The organism is Bacillus sp. ABA4_010, assembly GCF_056159105.1.
In genome coordinates this window covers 34,575-56,994 of record NZ_JBSWUN010000004.1, presented here as the reverse complement: position 1 = coordinate 56,994, position 22,420 = coordinate 34,575, and the positions used below count along the sequence as shown (strand labels likewise).

General features: G+C 39.5%; 20 protein-coding genes and 4 tRNA genes. 1 reads left to right on the top strand and 23 read right to left on the bottom strand.

Annotated elements, in window-relative coordinates; all coding sequences use genetic code 11:
- Positions 1-321 precede the first annotated feature (321 nt).
- The 17 genes from ACXAEO_RS19975 to ACXAEO_RS19895 all read right to left on the bottom strand — a co-directional run bounded on the left by ACXAEO_RS19975 (position 322) and on the right by ACXAEO_RS19895 (position 14,622).
- Positions 322-394, bottom strand: a tRNA-Phe gene (locus ACXAEO_RS19975).
- 28 nt (positions 395-422) lie between these two features.
- Positions 423-498 (bottom strand) — tRNA-Asp (locus ACXAEO_RS19970).
- 34 nt (positions 499-532) lie between these two features.
- Positions 533-604: transfer RNA gene (locus ACXAEO_RS19965), tRNA-Glu, on the bottom strand.
- A 26-nt stretch (positions 605-630) separates the two neighbouring features.
- Positions 631-703 (bottom strand) — tRNA-Lys (locus tag ACXAEO_RS19960).
- A gap of 250 nt (positions 704-953) precedes the next feature.
- Entirely contained in the window at positions 954-2,240 is a 1,287-nt protein-coding gene (locus ACXAEO_RS19955; RefSeq protein ID WP_474884394.1) for an adenylosuccinate synthase, read from the bottom strand.
- Between the two features lie 368 nt (positions 2,241-2,608).
- Complete coding sequence (dnaB, locus tag ACXAEO_RS19950; protein ID WP_474884392.1) at positions 2,609-3,976, bottom strand: replicative DNA helicase; 1,368 nt, start codon at positions 3,974-3,976, stop codon at positions 2,609-2,611.
- Between the two features lie 30 nt (positions 3,977-4,006).
- The gene (gene rplI, locus ACXAEO_RS19945) at positions 4,007-4,453 is read right to left on the bottom strand and encodes a 50S ribosomal protein L9 (RefSeq protein WP_474884390.1); all 447 of its coding nucleotides are present in this window, start codon (positions 4,451-4,453) and stop codon (positions 4,007-4,009) included.
- A complete protein-coding gene (locus ACXAEO_RS19940) occupies positions 4,450-6,423 on the bottom strand; it encodes a DHH family phosphoesterase (protein ID WP_474884388.1) in 1,974 nt (657 codons plus the stop codon). The genes rplI and ACXAEO_RS19940 overlap by 4 nt, the downstream gene beginning before the upstream one ends.
- 33 nt (positions 6,424-6,456) lie before the next feature.
- Positions 6,457-7,395: a YybS family protein gene (locus tag ACXAEO_RS19935; RefSeq protein WP_474884386.1), complete on the bottom strand. Its 939-nt coding sequence runs from the start codon at positions 7,393-7,395 to the stop codon at positions 6,457-6,459.
- 252 nt (positions 7,396-7,647) lie between these two features.
- Positions 7,648-7,887 carry a 30S ribosomal protein S18 gene (gene rpsR, locus ACXAEO_RS19930; protein WP_474884384.1) on the bottom strand — a complete coding sequence of 80 codons (240 nt, stop codon included), beginning with the start codon at positions 7,885-7,887 and terminating at the stop codon, positions 7,648-7,650.
- Positions 7,888-7,949: 62 nt separating this feature from the next.
- Positions 7,950-8,450: a single-stranded DNA-binding protein gene (gene ssb, locus ACXAEO_RS19925; RefSeq protein ID WP_474884382.1), complete on the bottom strand. Its 501-nt coding sequence runs from the start codon at positions 8,448-8,450 to the stop codon at positions 7,950-7,952.
- Between the two features lie 47 nt (positions 8,451-8,497).
- Positions 8,498-8,788: a 30S ribosomal protein S6 gene (rpsF, locus tag ACXAEO_RS19920; protein ID WP_474884380.1), complete on the bottom strand. Its 291-nt coding sequence runs from the start codon at positions 8,786-8,788 to the stop codon at positions 8,498-8,500.
- Positions 8,789-8,964: 176 nt separating this feature from the next.
- Complete coding sequence (gene ychF, locus ACXAEO_RS19915; RefSeq protein WP_474884379.1) at positions 8,965-10,065, bottom strand: redox-regulated ATPase YchF; 1,101 nt, start codon at positions 10,063-10,065, stop codon at positions 8,965-8,967.
- Between the two features lie 257 nt (positions 10,066-10,322).
- Positions 10,323-12,371, bottom strand: a complete 2,049-nt coding sequence (locus ACXAEO_RS19910) for a molybdopterin-dependent oxidoreductase (RefSeq protein WP_474884377.1) — start codon at positions 12,369-12,371, stop codon at positions 10,323-10,325.
- A gap of 53 nt (positions 12,372-12,424) precedes the next feature.
- Positions 12,425-12,619, bottom strand: coding sequence for a DUF951 domain-containing protein (locus ACXAEO_RS19905; RefSeq protein ID WP_474884375.1), 195 nt, complete (start codon positions 12,617-12,619; stop codon positions 12,425-12,427).
- Positions 12,620-12,654: 35 nt separating this feature from the next.
- Entirely contained in the window at positions 12,655-13,548 is an 894-nt protein-coding gene (locus ACXAEO_RS19900) for a mechanosensitive ion channel family protein (protein ID WP_474885095.1), read from the bottom strand.
- Between the two features lie 57 nt (positions 13,549-13,605).
- Entirely contained in the window at positions 13,606-14,622 is a 1,017-nt protein-coding gene (locus tag ACXAEO_RS19895; RefSeq protein WP_474884374.1) for a YkvI family membrane protein, read from the bottom strand.
- 90 nt (positions 14,623-14,712) lie between these two features.
- Here ACXAEO_RS19895 and yyaC point away from each other — a divergent pair, with 90 nt between their 5' ends.
- Complete coding sequence (gene yyaC / locus ACXAEO_RS19890) at positions 14,713-15,333, top strand: spore protease YyaC (protein ID WP_474884372.1); 621 nt, start codon at positions 14,713-14,715, stop codon at positions 15,331-15,333.
- Between the two features lie 36 nt (positions 15,334-15,369).
- On the opposite strand, the gene ACXAEO_RS19885 is transcribed toward yyaC, so the two are convergent.
- The 6 genes from ACXAEO_RS19885 to mnmE all read right to left on the bottom strand — a co-directional run bounded on the left by ACXAEO_RS19885 (position 15,370) and on the right by mnmE (position 22,155).
- Positions 15,370-16,227 (bottom strand): ParB/RepB/Spo0J family partition protein, encoded by an 858-nt coding sequence (locus ACXAEO_RS19885; RefSeq protein ID WP_474884370.1) that lies wholly within the window; start codon positions 16,225-16,227, stop codon positions 15,370-15,372.
- Positions 16,199-16,981: a ParA family protein gene (locus tag ACXAEO_RS19880; protein WP_474884368.1), complete on the bottom strand. Its 783-nt coding sequence runs from the start codon at positions 16,979-16,981 to the stop codon at positions 16,199-16,201. The genes ACXAEO_RS19885 and ACXAEO_RS19880 overlap by 29 nt, the downstream gene beginning before the upstream one ends.
- Before the next feature lie 121 nt (positions 16,982-17,102).
- Entirely contained in the window at positions 17,103-17,969 is an 867-nt protein-coding gene (noc, locus tag ACXAEO_RS19875) for a nucleoid occlusion protein (protein ID WP_474884366.1), read from the bottom strand.
- A 135-nt stretch (positions 17,970-18,104) separates the two neighbouring features.
- The gene (gene rsmG, locus ACXAEO_RS19870) at positions 18,105-18,821 is read right to left on the bottom strand and encodes a 16S rRNA (guanine(527)-N(7))-methyltransferase RsmG (protein ID WP_474884365.1); all 717 of its coding nucleotides are present in this window, start codon (positions 18,819-18,821) and stop codon (positions 18,105-18,107) included.
- A 38-nt stretch (positions 18,822-18,859) separates the two neighbouring features.
- The gene (mnmG, locus tag ACXAEO_RS19865) at positions 18,860-20,752 is read right to left on the bottom strand and encodes a tRNA uridine-5-carboxymethylaminomethyl(34) synthesis enzyme MnmG (protein WP_474884364.1); all 1,893 of its coding nucleotides are present in this window, start codon (positions 20,750-20,752) and stop codon (positions 18,860-18,862) included.
- A 14-nt stretch (positions 20,753-20,766) separates the two neighbouring features.
- Entirely contained in the window at positions 20,767-22,155 is a 1,389-nt protein-coding gene (mnmE, locus tag ACXAEO_RS19860; protein ID WP_474884362.1) for a tRNA uridine-5-carboxymethylaminomethyl(34) synthesis GTPase MnmE, read from the bottom strand.
- Positions 22,156-22,420: the final 265 nt, after the last annotated feature.

The window sequence follows — 22,420 nt, the reverse complement described above, 5'->3', positions numbered from 1 at the left end:
TACAAACGTCATATCATGCTCTCTCCTTGTTTAAAATAGGAGAAAAAGACCTATTCATATATATCCATTGTATTAATCATCATTTTTTCAAATCCTCTGTCATCACAGCGATAGATAGAGGAAAACCTCTAGCTTTGCTAGAGGTTCATCTATCATCCATTTTTAAACTAAAAAGAATAGTCGATTATAAAACGAATCGACTTCATCATATATACAGCGCTTTGATATTTTACACCAAGAGTACTTTCACTATAAGTGCTTCTTTGATAAAAGTCGAATAAAAAGAAAAAAAGCATGATAAAATATCATGCTTTTTAAGGATGGCTCGGGACGGAATCGAACCGCCGACACAAGGATTTTCAGTCCTTTGCTCTACCAACTGAGCTACCGAGCCATATGTTATTATGCGCTTTAAGATAAAATGGCGGTCCCGACGGGAATCGAACCCGCGATCTCCTGCGTGACAGGCAGGCATGTTAACCGCTACACCACGGGACCAAAATTTATACACTTTTATTTTAATTAAGAAAGATGACCCGTACGGGATTCGAACCCGTGTTACCGCCGTGAAAGGGCGGTGTCTTAACCGCTTGACCAACGGGCCACAGTTATCATGATTAATTATAAAAGTGAGCCATGAAGGACTCGAACCTTCGACCCTCTGATTAAAAGTCAGATGCTCTACCGACTGAGCTAATGGCTCATATTATCTCGGCGACGTCTTTTATAATAACACCATTTGAATACACATGCAATACTTTTTCATAAAAAAATATTAAAAAGCCTTCTCCTCCAAAAAGGAAGCAGCAAATGGACTACTAGAAAGATGCGCGATGAGATGCAAACCTGATTCATTTTAGCATACCTTCATACAAAAGAGAACCTTCAAAGGAAAAGCATACTTTCCCCTGAAGGTTCCATTTAAGCAAGCGATTAACGCCTGACTCAATGTATTAATTGTATAAGCTGCGAATCACATTCGTTTGATTACGATCTGGTCCGACAGAGAATGTGCAAAGAGGAATCCCTGTTAATTCTGATACACGCTCCACATAACGACGTGCATTCTCTGGAAGTTCATCCAATGTTTTTACGCTTGTAATATCTTCTGTCCAACCAGGTAGTTCTTCATACACAGGCTCACATTTTGATAAAATTTTAAGGCTTGCTGGATACTCATCAATGATTTCGCCATTGTAACGGTAAGCAACACAAATTTTTAAAGTTTCAATGCCTGTTAATACATCAATAGAATTCAAACATAAATCTGTCAATCCACTTACACGACGCGCATGGCGGACCACTACACTGTCAAACCAGCCAACACGGCGAGGTCTTCCTGTTGTTGTACCATATTCGCGTCCAACTTCACGAATTTGATGTCCGATTTCATCATGTAATTCAGTCGGGAATGGGCCGTCTCCTACACGAGATGTATAAGCTTTCGAAACACCGACTACATGTTTAATTTTATTCGGGCCGACACCTGTTCCAATTGTAACACCGCCAGCTACTGGGTTAGAAGACGTAACGAATGGGTATGTACCTTGATCAATATCAAGCATAACCCCTTGTGCACCTTCAAATAGAACACGCTTGTCTGAATCTAATGCATCATTTAACACAACAGATGTATCACAAACATATTGCGCAATTTGTTGACCGTACTCATAGTACTCATCCAAAATATCTTCTACTTTGAACCCTTCAACTTCGTACATTTTCTCAAATAGGCGATTTTTTTCTTCTAGGTTACGTATTAATTTCTCTTCAAACGTTTCACGATCTAATAAATCCGCCATGCGAATTCCGATACGTGCCGCTTTATCCATATAAGCAGGGCCAATCCCTTTTTTCGTTGTCCCAATTTTATTATCGCCTTTTCGTGCTTCTTCCACTTCATCCAACTTTAAATGGTAAGGCAAGATAACATGGGCACGATTACTGATACGTAAGTTATCTGTTGTCACTCCACGCTCATGTAAGCCCTTCAATTCTTTCACAAGTGCTTTTGGATCAACAACCATTCCATTTCCAATTACACAAATCTTATCCTTATAAAAAATACCAGATGGAATTAAATGTAATTTATATGTTTCACCATTGAATTTAATTGTATGACCTGCATTGTTACCACCTTGATAGCGTGCAATCACTTCTGCATTTTCTGAAAGGAAATCGGTAATCTTCCCTTTTCCTTCATCTCCCCATTGTGTTCCCACAACAACAACAGATGACATATTCCAGCACCTCCGCTTAATCAACACGACTTTTCTTAACTTCATTTAACGTTAATAAGTGTATCAATTCAACGTAGTAAAGTCAATTAAAATCCGAACAATTAATCTATATATCTATCTATATGTTCGTTATATAAATCCATCTAGAAAATTTAACATGATTAAAAGGGAAAAAATCAAGTTGTTTTAATCAAAAATTGTAATGCTTCTCCATCGAATGAAGCTTTGCCGAATGATTAATTGAAAAATATAAATTAGTGGTGCATTGATGAAAAAAATGTTGAGTGATGAAATAGTATATTTATATACCGGTCAAAAACAGCTCAAAAAGAAGAGACAGAAGGAACAATCCCTCTGTCTCTTTTGATTTAAGCGCCTGGTGGAATGCCAGAATCATCGAAGCGGCGCTCAAGGTTCACGAATTTATTATACTCTTTGACAAACGCTAATTGAACAGTGCCAACAGGTCCATTACGCTGTTTGGCGATGATGATTTCAATGATGTTTTTATTTTCACTTTCTCGGTCGTAGTAGTCATCACGATACAAGAAGGCTACAATATCCGCATCCTGCTCAATACTCCCCGATTCACGAATATCCGACATCATCGGACGCTTATCTTGTCTTTGCTCTACACCACGGGAAAGCTGTGACAGCGCAATAACCGGTACTTTGAGCTCACGAGCTAATGCTTTTAAGGAGCGAGAAATTTCCGATACTTCCTGCTGACGGTTTTCACCGCCACCTCTTCCGCTTCCTTGAATCAATTGAAGATAGTCAATTAAAATCATGCCAAGTCCGTTTTCCTGCTTTAAGCGCCGACATTTAGCCCGAATTTCACTTACTCGAATTCCTGGCGTATCGTCAATAAAAATACCCGCATTGGATAGAGACCCCATGGCCATCGTTAATTTTCCCCAGTCTTCCGACGTCAAGGAACCTGTTCGTAAGTTTTGTGCATTAATATTTCCCTCTGCACAAAGCATCCTCATGACAAGCTGATCGGCCCCCATCTCCAAACTGAAAATCGCGACATTTTCATCTGTCTTAGTCGCAACATTTTGCGCAATATTCAAGGCAAAAGCAGTCTTACCAACAGACGGGCGTGCTGCGACAATGATTAAATCATTGCGCTGAAATCCTGCCGTCATTCGATCGAGCTCAGCGAATCCAGTCGGAATCCCCGTAATATCTCCCTTCCGAGTATGAAGAAGTTCAATATTATCATAGGTTTGAACGAGAACATCTTTGATATTTTGGAAAGCCCCTGTATTTTTTCGTTGTGATACCTCTAAAATATTTTTTTCTGCTTCATTTAAAAGCCCTTCTACATCCTCTTCCCGCGCATATCCTTCAGAGGCAATGTGAGTGGCCGTTCGAATCAATCGCCGTAAAATCGATTTTTCTTCTACTATTTTGGCATAATATTCGATGTTGGCTGCGGTTGGAACCGAATTTGCCAAATCACTTAAATAAGAAACTCCACCGATTTCTTCTAAAATCTTTTGGTCAGCTAAATCCGCTGTAACCGTGACTAAATCAATGGGCTCCCCTCTGTCCGAAAGATTCAACATACAGTTAAAAATCTTTTGGTGAGCAGCACGATAAAAATCTTCTGGAATCAATAATTCCGAAGCCAATGTTAAAGAGGAAGGCTCTAAAAATACAGCTCCTAAAACCGCTTGCTCTGCCTCAATATTTTGAGGCGGGAGACGGTCGGCAAAAAGATCACTCATATTATTTAATCGCCCCTCTTTTCAACAAATTTATTGTTCTGATACATGTACTTTTAATGTAGCTGTTACTTCAGGGTGAAGCTTCACCGTCACATTCGTATACCCAAGGGCACGAATCGCATCATCCATTTCCATTTTGCGCTTATCCACTTTAATGTTGTGGTTCTTTTGTAATGCTTCAGCAATTTGTTTACTTGTAATGGAACCGAATAAACGTCCGCCTTCTCCTGATTTTGCTTTTAATTCAACCGTTAATTTCTCTAATACTTCTTTTAATTCTTTAGAGCTTTGCAGCTCTTCTGCCGCTTCTTTCTTTTCCTTATTCTTCTGTCCTTCTAATGCTTTCAAACTGGCATTTGTTGCCTCAACGGCCAGTCCTTGCTTAATCAAAAAGTTTTGAGCGTATCCATCAGCTACATTTTTGACTTCACCTTTTTTTCCTCTTCCTTTTACATCTTGTAGAAAAATGACTTTCATTCTTTTTTTCCTCCTTCTAAATACTCATCAATGACTTGTTTCAATTTTTCTTCTGCTTCACTTAGCGTAATATTTTGAAGTTGGGTAGCCGCATTGGTCAAATGTCCTCCACCTTGTAAGCCTTCCATAATCACTTGCACATTAATTCCACCAAGTGACCTGGCACTAATGCCAACTAGTTGATCTTTTCTTCGGGAAATGACAAAAGATGCGACGACACCATTAATAGAAAGCAGTGTATCAGCTGCTTGGGCGATCAGTACTTGATCGAAGTTTTCGTCCTCTGTGCCTTTTGAAATGGCAATCCCAGCCTTATAAATTTCTGCATTTTTAATGAGCTTTGCTCGTTTTACATATTGATCCATGTCTTCTTTTAAAAACTTCTGCACAAGTACCGTGTCAGCACCGTTAGATCTTAAAAACGACGCTGCATCAAAAGTTCGCGAGCCTGTCCGGAGCGTGAAACTTTTCGTATCCACAATAATACCGGCAAGTAAAGCAGTAGATTCTAATATGTTAATTTTAAAACGCTTTGGCTGATATTCCAACAGCTCTGTCACTAACTCGGCTGTTGACGACGCATACGGCTCCATATAGACGAGCAGTGGGTCTTCAATAAACTCCTCACCGCGTCGATGATGGTCGATCACTACTACGTGTTCCATTTTATTTAATAGCCTTTCTTCAATTACTAAAGATGGCTTATGAGTGTCTACAATGACAAGTAACGTATCCTCCGTGGCAATGTTTAACGCTTCTTCAGGTGTAATGAAGCGTGACCAAAGATCTGGTTGCTTCTTAATTTCTTCTAAAAGTCTTTGAACGCCTGAATCAATTTGATTTGGATCAAGAACAATGAAACCTTCTTTTTGGTTCACTTGTGCGACCTTTAAAATGCCGATAGCGGAGCCAACTGCATCCATATCAGGGTATTTGTGACCCATTATAATGACTTTTTCGCTTTCCGTCACTAATTCTTTTAACGCGTGAGAGATGACACGGGCACGTACACGGGTTCGTTTTTCCATCGGATTCGTCTTGCCCCCGTAGAATTTCACTTTCCCATTTGGCTGCTTAATGGCGACCTGATCGCCTCCCCTGCCTAGAGCTAAATCAAGGCTTGATTGGGCAAGCGCTCCTAATTCCGGCAAAACCGATGCCCCTACTCCAATTCCTACGCTTAACGTTAACGGTGCATTTTGCTTCGCTGTTTTTTCCCTTACATCATCTAAGATAGAGAATTTGTTCTTTTCCAAGTTCATCAAAATTTGTTCGTTCATGACAATTAGAAAACGATCAGAGGAAGTTCGTTTAATAAAAATGTCTGTTTCATGCGCCCACTGATTAATAAGGGATGTCACTTGACTATTCAAATTGCTTTTTACCTGGTCGTCCATTGCTTGTGTCACTTCATCATAATTGTCTAAAAAGATGATACCTAAAACAGTTCGTTCCGCTTCATACAATTTTTCAATTTCTGCTTGTTCAGTGACATCAAAGAAATAAAGCAGTCGTTCATCTCGTTTGATGACGACTTTAAATTTTCGTTCATTCAACGTAACGGTTTCTGTTTCCACCTCTTGTTTAATCAAAGGCACAATGCTTTCTGCTACATCATACAAAGATCTTCCTACTAATGTATCTTCATTAAAGCATGAAGCAAGAAACGGATTTGTCCACTCCACTTGGTAATCATCATTAAAAAGCATAATTCCAATGGGCATTTCCATTAATGCCTCTTCCCCTACTTTTTTTAAGCGGTGAGAAAGCATGGACACATACGATTCAAATTCATTGAACAACATTCGTTCCATTTTAATAAAAATCACTAGTACCGACAATAAGCATAAAAACCCAATTGCTCCTATCAGCCAATGCTTATACATGACAAAACCGAATAAGATTAAAGCAAGGCTATATAGCAAGTAAAAGGGAAAACGAATGATGTTCTTTTTATCAAAGACAGGCATCCATTTCAGCTCCCAATCTTTAATTTCCTAATTTCATGACTGCTTGTTTTTTTGTTTACGCAAATCAAATCCTAAATCAATTATACCTAAGATTCGAATAAATTGAAGGAAAAAAGGAACGATTACAGTCAAGACAACAATCATGACAGGAACCCATTTTCCCACTGATTTTTGATGAAAGTAGTAAAAAAGGAAAGCATACCCTTGCACAACCATCAGTAATTGTAAAATTTGAGCCACATTAAGCACGCTAATATAAAGGAAAGATCCTTTTTCCATTTCTAAAAAGGATAACACCAATACAATCAAATAATACCAAAGCAAACTTTTAGGAAGTTTAAAACTTCTGAGTGGCGGAAACTTTTCAATAGAGTAACCCATCTTTTTTAGAATTGGAACGGACGCCCACTGTGTTAAAAAGGCTAAAATAAAACCTAAGATAACAAAAAAGGAGGGCAGTAAATATCGAAGAGTTTCAAACGATTGCTCCAGCAGTTCCATTTGCTGCTCACTTGTCTCTTGTCCGAGTGAACCAAGCATTTCTTCCGTTGTTTGCATCGATTCCTCAAAAGCTGTCTCAAGTTCCGTTAGCATATTTATATTAGCAAAAACACTCGTCATGACAAATAACAAGACTAAACTCACACTAAACATGACCGTTCCACCCATTAAGATGGAGTAGCGGCTTTTTTCTCTTTTATATAATTCTCCAATGAGCGTTCCACTCAAGCCAAAGGCAAGCGTTAAAGGAACTAAAAAAACAGTTCCAAACAAACCTGTTAAAATGAGCGAACCAATAAAGAATGGCACTACATTTTTCCAACCGTGGCGAGCTGTAAATATTACAAAAGGGATCCCTAGCAATAACGAAAAAAGGCCGCCTAGTAATGGTATGTACAGGGAAATAAACAGCATGGCCGTAAATAAAGCTAGTAAAACGGCTCCTTCCGTTAAGTAACGTGTATTTTTCACAATTCCACCTCAAACTTCTATTGAACTCTTCCCTATTTTATCGATTTGGCGTGCGGTACGCAAACGTTAGGAGTCACTTTCTCTCTCATCCGAAAATGGAACCTTTGTTTATATACCATCTCTCTCATTAGAAAGAGGCTGTGCGACTCATTATGAACTATGTATAGCTTTTAGATTCTGTTTAACTCATACTCATTTTACGAAAAAAAGACAGTAAGAATGTGTTCTTACTGTCTCTTTTCATCTTATTTATTATTCGCCTGATACATATGGAAGTAATGCCATTTGACGAGCGCGTTTGATCGCAATTGTTAATTTGCGTTGGTATTTAGCGCTTGTACCAGTTACACGACGAGGTAAGATTTTACCACGCTCAGAGATGAACTTTTTAAGCATATCCACTTCTTTGTAATCGATATGAGTGATTCCGTTTGCTGTAAAGAAGCAAACTTTACGGCGTCTGTTGCGTCCGCCTTTACGTCCTCCTGCCATTGAATTGTCCTCCTTCCTTGTTATGCGTTACGTTCACACAAGCTGATTTCCTCTAACTGAACTTAGAACGGCAAATCATCATCTGAGATATCGATCGTTTCTCCGCTGTTTGCGAATGGATCATCATCTACTCTTGTGTATCCGGATTGTTGAGAATTACGGTTCTGATCTTGACCGAATGGAGAGCCTTGTCCAGAACCACCTGCAAAGCCGCCTTGGCCACCGAAGCCACCGCCGCTGCTTCCTTTCGGTTCTAAAAATTGCACACTTTCTGCCATCACTTCTGTTACATATACACGTTTGCCGTCTTGACCTTCATAGTTTCGAGTCTGGATACGACCGTCAACTCCAGCCAAACTTCCTTTTTTCAAAAAGTTAGCGACATTTTCAGCAGGACGACGCCATACAACGCAGTTAATGAAATCTGCTTCACGTTCGCCTTGCTGGTTGGTAAATGCACGATTGACTGCTAACGTGAAAGTTGCAACCGCTACTCCGTTTGGGGTGTAACGCAATTCTGGATCTTTCGTTAGACGTCCCACGAGAATTACGCGATTCATCATCAGAACCACTCCTTCAGGATTTCAAAAAATTTATTTAAAATAAACGATTATTTTTCTTCTTCTTTAATTACGATATGACGGATAATGTCTTCGCTGATTTTAGCAAGACGATCAAATTCTTGAACTGCTGCTGTTTCAGCTTTTGCATTAACGATCATGTAGTAACCGTCACGGAAGTCGTTGATTTCGTAAGCTAAGCGGCGTTTGCCCCACTCTTTTACGTTTTCGATTTCAGCACCATTTTCAGTTAAAATGCCGTTGAAACGCTCAACTAAAGCTTTTTTCGCTTCATCTTCAATGTTTGGACGGATGATATACATAACTTCGTACTTTCTCATCACTGTCACCTCCTTTTGGTCTAACGGCCCTTAAAAAGGGCAAGGAGCAATAAAATTATTACTCACAATAGTAGATTATAGCACATCATTTTTTAACAATCAACATGAACTCAATAAATTCACTTTTCATTCATCGATTCCATTCAACAGCATCCTTTCGGAAGCTCACCTCGTTCTTACACGTTGAATCTAAAATGCATGACGTCGCCATCTTGCACGATGTACTCTTTTCCTTCAAGACGAACTTTTCCAGCTTCACGCGCTGCTCCCATCGTGCCTGCTTCTAATAAATCTTCATAAGCAACTGTTTCCGCTCGAATGAAGCCGCGCTCAAAATCAGTATGAATAACACCGGCACATTGAGGAGCTTTCATTCCTTTTCTAAATGTCCAAGCACGCACCTCTTGTTCTCCAGCTGTAAAGTACGTCGCTAAACCTAATAGGTGGTAAGCTGCTCGAATAAGTTGATCCAATCCAGACTCTTCAATTCCAAGCTCTTGAAGGAACATGTCTTTTTCTTCGCCTTCTAGCTCTGCAATTTCAGACTCAATTTTTGCACAAATAACGATTACTTCCGCATTTTCACCTGCTGCAAATTCTCTTACTTGCTGAACGTACGGATTTTCAGAAGCATCTGCTACCTCATCTTCTCCTACGTTTGCTACATATAAAACCGGTTTAATCGTTAACAAATGAAGGCCTTTTACGATACGCATCTGCTCGTCTGTAAACTCCACTGCACGCGCAGGCTTCTCTTGTTCAAAAGCTTCTTTCAACTTTACAAGGATTTCATGCTCATAAACTGCTTCTTTATCTTTTTGTTTAGCTAATTTTGCTACACGATCCAAACGCTTATCTACGCTTTCCATGTCCGCTAAAATAAGCTCTAAATTAATCGTTTCAATATCAGAGATTGGGTCTACTTTTCCTGCTACGTGTGTAATATTGTCATCAGCAAAACAGCGAACAACATGACAAATAGCATCCACTTGACGAATATGGGATAAAAATTTATTCCCTAACCCTTCCCCTTTACTTGCTCCTTTAACAATGCCGGCAATATCTGTAAATTCAAACGCCGTCGGTACTGTTTTTTTCGGTTTGACTAGCTCTGTCAATCTTTGCAAACGATGGTCTGGAACTTCTACAATTCCAACGTTAGGGTCAATGGTACAGAACGGGTAGTTTGCGGATTCTGCACCCGCTTGTGTAATTGCATTAAATAATGTAGACTTCCCAACATTCGGAAGGCCGACAATACCTGCTGTTAATGCCATCTTTCTTCCACTCCTCTTTTTCGAATAATCAAGTCAATTTGCCACTTGATTAATATAAATACAACTAAGTAATTCTAAATTTCTAAAGGCTTTATCCTAACCGGTTTTTCTTGAACCGAAAACAAATTAGTCTTTCACAATTATAGTGAGTCGAATGTAAAAAAACAAGTTGCAACCTTAGGTGTTCACTCGTTCATGGCATCACTTTTTCCAGGCAATAAATAGCCTCTTCCATTCCCTATGCTAGGAACCCGTTTTCACGCTTCCTGATTTACACTCACTTTTTCGATATCTACTAAACAATCATAGAGGACACTGCCAAGCCGGTTATCGGATTCCCCGTTCGGTGTTAGTAAATTGACACTTCCTCCGAACCGTCCCCATTGCCCTTCGTCGATATTAATCGTTTTAGGGTGGGCCTGTTTCATAATTTTCACGACTCCCTCTAATTCTCCTCGTCCGTTAAACACACGAACACGATCATCTTCAAGAAGATTTTTCTCCTCCGCTATATCCTTGGATACTTCAATTTTAACTACTTGCATATTTGAAATAAACGGATAATGCTGAGAATGGTTCGACCTCATCGGGTGAATGGATAACAAGGTGTATGGGTGGCTTTCCGCTAATTGCGGATTACTAATAGACGATTCCTTGGGAAATAATTTTTTTAGTTTCCCATCTAACCCTTTTTGTACGGCCGTAAGTGATGTGAATTCGTATTTTCCTGTCGGTGTTTCAAAAACCCGCTCTTGCCACGGCACGTCTGCGACCGGCAGCAACAAATGCTTTTCCTTTTTTAAACGCTCCAAGGTGTAACCTTTTTTCTCTAAATCTCCAAGTCCTATACGCAAAAATTCATCAATGGAATAGTCAAAATACTCCCCAAACCCTAATCTTTTCGCTAATTGTGTCCAAATCCACAAATCAGACTTAGCTTCTCCTGGGGGCGATACGACTGCTTCACTGTAGTTCATATACGCATGATACATAGAAGAATAGTAAATATCTGTTTCCTCAAAGACCGTCGTAGAAGGCAACACATAGTCAGCTGCTTCCGCTGTATCGGTCATGACATGATCAATAACAACGACAGTATCAACAGATTGAAATGCCTTTTTCACTACATTCGTGTCTGGTACTTGCGTGAGTGGATTGCCACATGTGACAACAATCATCTGAATGCGAGGATTAACAGCTTCTAAAATCCCCTCTGCCTGCTTCATCATGGAAAAAGAACGCGTTTCTTTTTTCAGATGAGGTAAAGCTAAAGCTGTAGTATCAAAGCTTCGTCCCACTTGTAAATTTCCAAAATTCGCTCCGCCTCCGGGAATGCCAATGTTGCCGCTCACCGCTACTAGTGCATCAACTAAACGAATCGTATTCCCTCCATTTTGATAACGCTGCATCCCTAACCCTAGATAAGTCGTAGTGGGACCGTCTCCATATACATGAGCCAATTTCGTAAAAATCTCCCGCTCCACTTCAGTCGCATGGATAATTTCATCCCATTCGGTCTGTTGAATTAACTCGTAAAGATCTTCATAACCATGTGTATATTTTTCAATAAAGGAACGGTCTTCCATCCCGAGAGCAAGAAGTTCTTTCATTACACCTAAAGCAACGAGACCATCCATTCCCGGCTTTACTGATATATACTCATTGGCAATTTTAGCCGTTGCATTAAAAATAGGATCGATAACAGTAATTGTGGCTCCCTTTTTCTTAGCCTGTTGCAAATGCTGAAATAGATGCATATTCGTTCTAGCTACATTTCTTCCCCACACAACAATATGCTTGCTATTGTAAACATCTTCAGGAGAGTGACCGTAAGAATTTCCAAAATCCCAGGTTTGCGCTTCAATCCCAGCTCCCCAACAAATACTTCCTGTCAGCTCCGTTACGCCGCCAAAACAGTTAAAAAAACGTTGGTCTAGATTTTTCAAAAGGCCACTGTTGGCATAGTCATGGCTATGCAACACCGCTGTTGAGCCGTACTCAGCTTTAATCGCTTGCATTTTTTCCGAAATTTCCTCTAATGCCTGTTCCCATGAAATTTGAATAAATTGTCCGTCCACTTTTTTCAAAGGATAAAGGAGACGATTTGGAGAATTTGTCTTTGTCTCCAACATCCTTCCTCTCCCACATATTTTCCCTTGTGTTATTGGATGCAAAGCATCTCCTTCCACCTTGGTCACTTTATCATCCTCAACAGTTACTTTAAACCCACAGCTGTCCCAACAATTCAGTGGACAAGCGGATATTTGTTCTTTCGCCACTCTTCTCCCTCTCTTCTGTTCATCCATTTTACAATTAATGTTTCCTTAGTATAAAACAGGGCGAAAAAAAAAGCATGAGTTTATTCCTCATGCTTCACTAACACTTTTTTCATTTTTCTTGCAAATTCTCTTCTAGGCAACATGACACTGTGATCACAGCCTTCACATTTGATTCGTACATCCATCCCCATTCGAATTACTTTCCAGCGATTCACTCCACATGGATGTGCCTTTTTCATCTCTACTACGTCATAAAGTCCAAATTCTTTTTCCATTACGATGTTTCCCCTTTCTCTTGCTCTCCTCATCCTTAAAGAGATGATTCATGTTTGGCTTTTATCGGTTCTTCCATCCGGTTATACATCACCATGCGCGGAAATGGAATTTCAATTCCGTGTTCGTCAAATCTAGTTTTCACTTCTTTCCGAATCATTCTAGCAATATGCCATTGTTTCATCGGCTTGACTTCACATGTAATACGCAAGACCACTTCAGATGCTCCTAAATTTTGGACACCTAACAACTCAGGTGGCTTTATCATCTCTTCATATCGGTTTGGCAACTCTTGTAGTAATTCAGCCATAATATGTTCAGCTTTTGCAATGTCTTCCTCGTAAGCAATGCTAACATCAACAAATGCGATACTATTATGAATCGAGAAATTGGTTACTTCTACAATACTTCCGTTTGGAAGAATATTCAATTCACCTGTCCAGCTTTTTATTTTAGTTGTACGCAACCCGATTTCCTCTACAGTTCCTTCAAAGGTCCCAATTCGAACATAATCACCTACTGAAAACTGATCTTCAAAAATGATGAAAAAACCGGTAATCACATCCCGAACAAGATTTTGGGCTCCGAACCCTACAGCAAGGCCTACAATGCCCGCTCCTGCTAACAATGCTTTCACATCAATCGTCATCGCTTCCAAAATCATCATAAACGCCACAAAATAGACGACATATGTCCATATATTTTGCAACAGCCTCATCAATGTAGCTTCACGTCGTTCAGAAATTTTAAGCGGACTTTTCTTTCTTACTTCAAATACTTTATTCAAAGCAGCCTTGCCGAGCTTAATAAAAAAGGCAGCTAACACGAAAATTAGAATACATTTAACCATGCCTTCTCCAACTTGAGTCCATAGCTCTTCATTGGCTAGGCGTTTTAATAGTGACTCCCACACTGTCGATAATGACCACACCATAACTACCTTCCTTCGTTCCTTTAGTACGAACTTATTTATTGTAGCAAGTTTTGATTATGATTTGTAGCGGTTCATAAAGGGATAAAGAAGAATAGCCGTCAGCAAATACAGATTTAACAACCCATAAATGGGGTATAAAATAGCAATAAGCTTCGAGAATCCGATGTATGTAAAAGGAATCATCAGTAATAACGTAAAGCCAGCTGTTATCCAAATAGGAATACGCTCGTTTTGATGTAACCTTGTGATAATTCCCAAAATCCCTGAAACCGCTGTCGTATAAATTGCAACTAACAGCAAGAGTGTCATAAAAATAAGCATACCATAAGGAAAATATTTCAATATGGCAAACAAGGGGATTTCATATAGAGCCAGTTCATTTGCTACTTGCATCAATGATTCATTATACACGAAAGAAATCGCCCCGAGCAGCAGTCCGCTCCCTAAGCTGGCAATGACAATTTCCCGTTTACTTTTAATTTCTCTCCCTACTGCAGCCATGACCGCGACGAGCGGTAAAATATTTAAAGCGGTAAATGTAAAGCCAGCTGGCCAATTCGCTTGAGATGTCCACGTTAAAGCCCACGGGTTTCCATTTCGAAACATAAACATGAGCAAAACGGCAATGAGTCCTATAATTAACACTGGAATCACAAGAGAATTTACACGAATCATCCCTTTAATGCCTTTTGTAAAAATTAGAGCAACTAAAGCCGCGAACAAAAGAATCCCTAAACTGAAAGGAATTTGGAAGGTTTGCAAAGTTGCCCCACCGCCTGCAATCATTACAACTGTTGTCGTAAATAAATAAAACAAGATTAAAATATCGTAGACCACTGACCATTTCGGTCCGACTAAGGCGTGTAAAACCGGTTGAAAATGTTCGCTTTTCTGCTCATAACTGATCACCATCACGACATAGCAGGAAACGGAAAAGATAATGGTAAACAACAAGATGGCCAGTCCACTTTCTTCCCCAAAAAATTGCCATAGCTCTCTTCCGGAAGCATAGCCTGCTCCAATCATTGTCCCCATAATTAAAAACATCCATTTTAACCCAGATCCCCACATTTCCGTTCCTCCCATCTTTTTTTCGCAATGACGTATAGAAACCATAGAATGTTCGTATACTGTTACTACTATGTAAAAGAGGTGAAATCTATGAATCTAAAACCTTCTGTTTTAGACAGTCAAAAACAAGGAATACGGGTCTCCCCTGAGGATGAACAAGCATCTTATCAATTAAGCCGTCATTTACTCTCTCTTTTGCCTTCTTCTTCCCACAGACCGATTGTCATCGTCTGTATCGGTACAGACCGCTCTACTGGTGATTCTCTCGGCCCTTTAGTTGGAACCAAACTAGCCGGTCGGAACCTCTCTCCTTTTCACGTGTACGGAACATTAGAAGAGCCGGTTCACGCCATGAATCTAACAGATACCCTTAAGCAAATTAATCGTTTCCACAGTAATCCGTTCGTTATCGGAATTGATGCCTGCTTAGGAAAGATGAAAAATATTGGTACAGTTTCTATTGCGGCAGGTCCTGTCAAACCAGGAGCCGGTGTAAACAAAGATTTGCCTCCTGTTGGGGATATTCATATGACGGGGATTGTCAATGTTAGCGGATTTATGGAATTTTTCGTTCTTCAAAATACTCGCCTCTATTTGGTCATGAAACTAGCCGACCTTATCTCAGACAGTATTATTAAAGCTAGCTATCAGTTCCCATTAAATGAAAAATCATCTCCGTTTCTTCAACGTTTTGGCAGATATAAAGCATAAAAAAATCTCTTTACAAATTGCAAAGAGATTTTCTTCTTACTGTTCTTTCGATGAAATCATCTGAAACATTTCAATTAAACGTTCTAAATCATCTTTAGAAAAGAATTCGATTTCAATTTTCCCTTTAGATTTATTTTGCTTAATAGTTACAGACGTACCTAGACTCTCACGTAAAACCGCTTCTGTTTCTTTAATAAAAATATCTTTTTTTGGTTTTGCTTTTGTTTCACGTGAAACATTTTCATTTAATTGTGTAATGTAATGCTCTAATTGCCGAACGTTCCAGCTTTCTTTTATGGCTTTATGAGCAACGGTCTCAATGTTTTCTTTGTTTTTTAAACTCAATAACGCTCTGCCATGTCCCATTGATAATTGGCCGTGTGAAATCAAGTTTTGAATATTTTCTGGAAGATTGAGCAAACGTAGCTGATTAGCGATATGAGGGCGGCTCTTCCCTAAACGGGAAGCTAACTGCTCTTGAGTAACATTTAACTGTTTCATAAGCATTTGGTAGGCTAAAGCCTCTTCGATAGGGGTCAAGTCTTCTCTTTGAAGGTTTTCGAGTAAAGCAAGCTCCATCATTTGCTTTTCTGACAACTCTCTTACAATGACAGGCACTGTGGTCAAGTCTGCTTCTTTTGCTGCACGGAACCTTCTTTCCCCTACAACAATTTCATATCCTTTAATACTTTTTCTAACGACTATAGGTTGTAAAATGCCATGCTGCAGAATCGATTCTTTCAATTCTTCAATGGCTTCTTTCTTAAACACTTTACGAGGTTGATAAGGATTAGGCCTTAACTCTCGAATATCCATTTCTTGGACTGATTCTTCTGTTTGAAGCTCTAATCCTGCGAATAGAGCATTAATGCCCTTCCCTAATCCTTTCGCCACTATACATCACTTCCTTTGCAAGCTCCGTATATACTTCAGCTCCGCGAGATTTTGCATCATATAAAATAACAGGTTCTCCATGACTAGGTGCTTCACTTAAACGAACATTTCTTGGAATAATGGTTTGGTATACTCGATCTTGAAAATACTTTTTTACTTCTTGTGTCACTTGAAGACCTAAGTTCGTTCTCGCATCTAACATGGTCAGTAGTACACCTTCAATGCGCAGATTAGAATTCAAATGCTTTTGGACAAGACGAATCGTATTTAATAACTGACTTAATCCTTCTAACGCATAATACTCACACTGCACTGGGATTAAAACAGAATCTGAGGCAGTTAGAGCATTAATTGTCAAAAGTCCTAAAGATGGAGGGCAGTCAATCACAATGTAATCAAACTGCTCTCGAACGGATTCTAACGCTCTTTTTAATCGTACCTCTCGAGACATTGTAGACACTAGTTCAATTTCGGCTCCTGCTAATTGAATCGTAGCAGGAATAATCCCTAATCTTTCAACAGAAGTAGGATACACCACATCCTTTGCATTCATGTCCTCTACAATCACATTGTAAATACAAAACTCTACATCTGATTTAGAAATGCCTACACCACTTGTTGCGTTTCCTTGCGGATCCGCATCTACTAATAACACCTTTTTCCCATGATACGCTAAACATGCACCCAAGTTCACCGCCGTGGTAGTTTTTCCGACTCCACCCTTTTGGTTGGCGATTGCAATGATTTGACCCACGGTGTCACCTACCCTCATTTTACATGAAATCGATCTATCTCCATTTTACCATTAATTTTCAGAATTTTTATCATATGATAAAAAACCTCACCCTATTGTCAGATGAGGATGAAGCTGCTTACTATGTTTTTTTAGGAACTTTAATTGTAATTTGATAATATTCTTCAAATTCTTCTTCTGTCGAATCAATGGAAATTCCGCTATCCGTTACCATAGATAAAGACTGACGAATGGTGTTAAGGGCGATTCTTGTATCTTTACTAAGAGATTTTCTCCTCGCCTTTACTTTTGTCGTCTTATCTTCTAGCAGTTTCACAACTCTTTCCTCTGTTTGCTTTACATTTAGTTGCTTCTCCAGAATCTCCTGCAAAACGGTCAACTGCTTTTCTTCACTTTTTAAAGGGATTAAGGCACGTGCATGCCGCTCAGTAATCTTCTTCTGCTTAATAGCGTCTTGAACGAGCTCCGGCAACTTTAATAAACGGAGTTTATTGGCAACTGTGGATTGCCCTTTTCCTAACCGCTGTGCTAAAGCCTCTTGTGTTAAACTATGTAATTCAATGAGCTTAGCATAGGCTAAAGCCTCTTCAATTGCCGTCAGTTCTTCACGCTGCAGGTTTTCAATTAACGCCACCGAAGCCGTTTCCGTGTCATTCAATTGCTTTACGATAGCAGGGATCGTCTCCCAATTTAAACTTTGAACAGCCCGCCATCTTCTTTCTCCAGCAATTAGCTCGTATAAGTCGCCCTCTATTTCTCTAACGACAATCGGTTGAATAATCCCGTGTGTTCGGATTGTCAGGGCTAATTCTTCAATTTTATGCTCATTAAATACAGTACGCGGCTGATAACGATTCGGTATAATATTCAAAACCGGTATTTGCTTAATCTCTTCCTTATGGACAAGTTCTTCCTCTAACAATTCTTCATCTTGTTCTACTTCATTTTTTTCCTTTAAGTTAAAAAAGCGAGAGAAAGCAGATTTCATAGTCCTACACCACCTTCAGGAAAATCCCACTTAAGATTTCGATATTTACACTTTATTTCCTGCTTTTTATCTAAAGAAAATAGAAAGGCGACACCAATGTTTCATATGAAACATTGGTGCAAACCTATTCTGATGTTATTCAATTGGCGTTTTTAGAGGGGTACCAGGCTTTCTCGGATACTTTTTAGGTGTTTTTTGCACTTTTTTAATCCCGATAATATGTCGCTCACTTTTTTCAAATGGCAAATAAAGCTGCTCAACCCATTGAAGCTCCCCGCCTAATACTTTCATCGATTTCTTCCCTTTTTCCATTTCCTCTAAGGCTGTAGCGCCCTTCATAGCCACAAACATTCCTTTTTCCTTCACAAGAGGCAAACAAAACTCGTTCAATACAGAGATTCTTGCTACAGCCCTTGCTGTCACTAAATCAAACGTTTCGCGATGGGAAGGGTTTTGACCGAACGTTTCAGCGCGATCATGATACAAATGCACATTGTCTAATCCAAGTTTTTCCGTCAGATGAGACAAAAAAGTAATCCTTTTTTGCAGCGAATCCACAATGGTTACGTGAAGATGAGGAAAACAAATCTTTAACGGAATGCTTGGAAAACCAGCACCTGCTCCGACATCACATACATGCTGAACCTGTTTAAGATCAAAAGTAAAGGCAAGAGAAACAGAATCAAAGAAATGCTTCTCTAATACATCTTCATAATCTGTGATGGCCGTCAAATTCATTTTTTCGTTCCACTCTACTAACGTTTCATAATACACATCAAACTGTGTCAGCTGTTCTGGTGACAGTTCAATTCCTTTAGCATGAAGAAGCTGCGTAAATTGTTCTTTATTCATCGGAAATTCCTTTCATCGTTTCATGACTTTTTAGTACATTAACCTGAAATTTTAGCAATGCGTCCTTGTTCGATGTAAACAAGTAAGATTGAGACATCGGCCGGGTTAACACCTGAAATCCGTGAAGCTTGTGCGACTGTCAGAGGACGTACTTGTTTCAGCTTTTGCTTCGCTTCTGTCGCTAAACCGTTAATTGCTTCATAATCAATGTCTTCTGGAATTTTTTTATCTTCCAGTTTCTTCAGACGTTCCACTTGCTGAAGTGACTTCTGAATGTACCCCTCATATTTCACCTGAATCTCCACTTGTTCTGCTACTTCGTCAGAAATAGGTGCTTCTGCTGGAATGATTTGATGAATATGCTGATACGTCATTTCAGGACGCTTTAATAAATCGATTGCTCGAATACCATCTTTTAGCTCACTGCCTCCTGCTTCTCGAATCATCTGTTGCACTTCGGCAGTTGGCTTAATAATGATGGACTGCAATCGTTCTTTTTCTTGTTCAATTTGCTCTTTTTTCGCTAAAAATTGGCTATAACGTTCATCTGAAATTAACCCAATTTCATGACCAATATCTGTTAAACGTAAGTCCGCATTATCATGACGTAATAATAAACGATACTCGGCTCTTGATGTTAATAGACGGTAAGGCTCACTTGTTCCTTTCGTTACTAAATCATCAATTAAAACACCCATATAGGCATCAGAACGGCTTAAAATTACCTCTTCTTTTCCAAGTGCATTACGAGCGGCGTTAATTCCAGCCATTAATCCTTGACCAGCCGCTTCTTCATAACCTGATGTCCCGTTAATTTGACCAGCTGTGTACAGATTTTTTACCACTTTTGTTTCTAATGTTGGCCATAATTGCGTAGGAACCACAGCATCATACTCAATTGCATAGCCAGCCCGCATCATTTGAACATTTTCAAGACCTGGAATGGTTGAAAGAATTTGACGTTGTACATGTTCTGGTAAGCTTGTAGACAGCCCTTGTACATAGACCTCTTCTGTATTTCTCCCTTCTGGCTCAAGGAAAATTTGATGGCGCGGCTTATCGTTAAAACGGACTACTTTATCTTCAATTGACGGACAGTAGCGCGGTCCTGTTCCTTTAATCATCCCCGAATACATCGGAGAAAGGTGAAGATTTTCATCAATAATTTGATGAGTTTTTTCACTTGTATATGTTAACCAGCAAGGAAGCTGATCGGTAATGTATTTAGTTGTTTCATATGAAAAAGCACGTGGAACTTCGTCTCCAGGCTGAATTTCCGTCTTGCTGTAATCAATCGTATGACTATTGACACGAGGAGGTGTTCCTGTTTTGAAACGGACTAAATCAAAGCCAAGTTCCTGCAAATGTTCAGAAAGCTTGATAGACGGCTGTTGATTGTTCGGTCCGCTTGAATACTTCAATTGACCTAAAATAATTTCACCACGCAGGAACGTTCCTGTTGTAATGACCACTGTTTTCGCTGTATATTTAGCCCCCGTTTGTGTAATAACGCCTTTACACACACCGTCCTCTACGACGAGGTGCTCAACCATTCCTTGCATTAAAGTTAAATTTTCTTCATGTTCAAGCGTCTTTTTCATTTCATGCTGATAAGAAAATTTATCCGCTTGTGCACGAAGAGCACGAACAGCAGGACCTTTTCCTGTATTTAACATTCTCATTTGAATATGAGTTTTATCGATATTTTTACCCATTTCTCCGCCAAGAGCGTCAATTTCGCGTACGACAATTCCCTTCGCAGGCCCTCCGACCGAAGGGTTACATGGCATAAATGCAACCATATCTAAATTGATTGTTAAAACTAACGTTTTCGCTCCCATTCTAGCGGAAGCAAGCGCAGCTTCACAACCTGCATGGCCAGCACCGACAACGATGACATCATAATGGCCTCCATCATATTGATAATTCATGGATATACCTCCTTTTATTTTCCTAAACAAAATTGAGAAAACAGTTGATCAATTAAACTTTCGTGAACCGCTTCCCCAATGACTTCTCCTAACAATTCCCACGTTCTCGTTAAATCGATTTGTACGATATCAATTGGAACCCCTTGCTCAACACCTGATAACGCTTCTTCAATCGCGTTTTTCGCTTGCGTTAATAAGGCAATATGACGGGTATTTGATACGTACGTTAAATCATGAGCTTCAACTGAACCTTCAAAGAATAAGGAAGAGATGGCTTCCTCTAATTCATCGATGCCCTTTTCTTCTAATAAGGATGTTGTGACGATTGGATGATTTTCTGCTAGCTGCTTCACTTTTTCCATATCAATTTTCGGAGAAAGATCCGTTTTATTTACAATGACAATGAAATTCATCCCTTGCACCGCTTCAAACAATTGTTCATCTTCTTTTGTTAAAACATCATGATAGTTGAGTACAAGTAAAATTAAATCAGCCTTCTTCAAGTATTGACGGGATCGTTCTACCCCAATACGTTCAACAATGTCTTCCGTTTCTCTAATCCCTGCCGTATCCACTAATCGAAGCGGCACACCTCGAACATTGACATACTCTTCAATGACATCACGTGTTGTACCTGGTATATCGGTTACAATGGCTTTTGTATCATGAACAAGGCTATTCAAGAGCGAAGATTTCCCTACATTAGGACGCCCTACAATAACCGTCGATAAGCCTTCACGTAAAATCTTTCCTTGCTGGGACGTTTGAAGTAAACGTTCAATTTCATTCTTCACTTTTCGAGCTTTTTCAACTAAAACGGTATGAGTCATTTCTTCTACATCATCATATTCAGGATAATCAATGTTCACTTCTACGTGAGCCAGTGTTTCTAAAATCTCTTGTCTCAATCGACGAATCAAATTCGATAAGCGCCCTTCCATTTGGCCAAGAGCCACATTCATCGCCTTATCTGTTTTCGCACGAATCAAATCCATAACAGCCTCTGCCTGAGACAAGTCAATTCTCCCATTCAAAAAGGCCCGCTTTGTAAACTCACCAGGTTCCGCTAAGCGAGCTCCATTGGCAAGGATAAGCTGTAAAACACGATTTACGGATACAAGCCCACCGTGACAGTTAATTTCCACTACATCCTCGCGTGTAAAGGTTTTAGGTCCTCTCATTAAAGAAAGCATGACTTCTTCAATTTTCTGATTGGATTGAGGATCTATAATATGACCATAATGAATTGTATGAGATGGAACTTCTAACAGATTTTTACCAGATACACTCTGAAAAATGCGATCTGCAATTTGGATTGCTTCATCGCCACTTAACCGAACAATCGCAATGGCGCCTTCTCCCATTGGTGTGGAAATGGCGGCAATCGTATCAAAATCTAACATCTCTTCTTCACCCCTTTTCTTTACTATTAAATCATCTATTAAAACGATAACGTCTCTTGATAGCTTTCCCTTATTATTATCGTTCACATTTTTGCAGAAATGAAAACAAAAAATATATGCTATTCCTAACTTCCTAGCATACCATACTTCATATTCAAACAGAAGAAACCGAACTGGGCACTATTTGCGTCACAAGAACCACTTATGCACAACTCCTCCACAAAATAGCACTCATTATTGTAACTTATCAACATGTGAATAACAA

Excerpts from the sequence above, each read along its gene's own strand:
- noc (WP_474884366.1), bottom strand. The coding sequence starts at position 17,969 with ATGAAATCTGCTTTCTCTCGCTTTTTTAACTTAAAGGAAAAAAATGAA.
- ACXAEO_RS19910 (WP_474884377.1), bottom strand. The coding sequence starts at position 12,371 with ATGGATGAACAGAAGAGAGGGAGAAGAGTGGCGAAAGAACAAATATCC.
- yyaC (WP_474884372.1), top strand. The coding sequence starts at position 14,713 with ATGAATCTAAAACCTTCTGTTTTAGACAGTCAAAAACAAGGAATACGG.
- ssb (WP_474884382.1), bottom strand. The coding sequence starts at position 8,450 with ATGATGAATCGCGTAATTCTCGTGGGACGTCTAACGAAAGATCCAGAA.
- mnmE (WP_474884362.1), bottom strand. The coding sequence starts at position 22,155 with ATGTTAGATTTTGATACGATTGCCGCCATTTCCACACCAATGGGAGAA.
- ACXAEO_RS19940 (WP_474884388.1), bottom strand. The coding sequence starts at position 6,423 with ATGCCTGTCTTTGATAAAAAGAACATCATTCGTTTTCCCTTTTACTTG.
- rsmG (WP_474884365.1), bottom strand. The coding sequence starts at position 18,821 with ATGAATAAAGAACAATTTACGCAGCTTCTTCATGCTAAAGGAATTGAA.
- dnaB (WP_474884392.1), bottom strand. The coding sequence starts at position 3,976 with ATGAGTGATCTTTTTGCCGACCGTCTCCCGCCTCAAAATATTGAGGCA.
- rpsR (WP_474884384.1), bottom strand. The coding sequence starts at position 7,887 with ATGGCAGGAGGACGTAAAGGCGGACGCAACAGACGCCGTAAAGTTTGC.
- rplI (WP_474884390.1), bottom strand. The coding sequence starts at position 4,453 with ATGAAAGTCATTTTTCTACAAGATGTAAAAGGAAGAGGAAAAAAAGGT.
- rpsF (WP_474884380.1), bottom strand. The coding sequence starts at position 8,788 with ATGAGAAAGTACGAAGTTATGTATATCATCCGTCCAAACATTGAAGAT.
- mnmG (WP_474884364.1), bottom strand. The coding sequence starts at position 20,752 with ATGAATTATCAATATGATGGAGGCCATTATGATGTCATCGTTGTCGGT.
- ACXAEO_RS19905 (WP_474884375.1), bottom strand. The coding sequence starts at position 12,619 with ATGGAAAAAGAATTTGGACTTTATGACGTAGTAGAGATGAAAAAGGCA.
- ACXAEO_RS19895 (WP_474884374.1), bottom strand. The coding sequence starts at position 14,622 with ATGTGGGGATCTGGGTTAAAATGGATGTTTTTAATTATGGGGACAATG.
- ACXAEO_RS19955 (WP_474884394.1), bottom strand. The coding sequence starts at position 2,240 with ATGTCATCTGTTGTTGTTGTGGGAACACAATGGGGAGATGAAGGAAAA.
- ychF (WP_474884379.1), bottom strand. The coding sequence starts at position 10,065 with ATGGCATTAACAGCAGGTATTGTCGGCCTTCCGAATGTTGGGAAGTCT.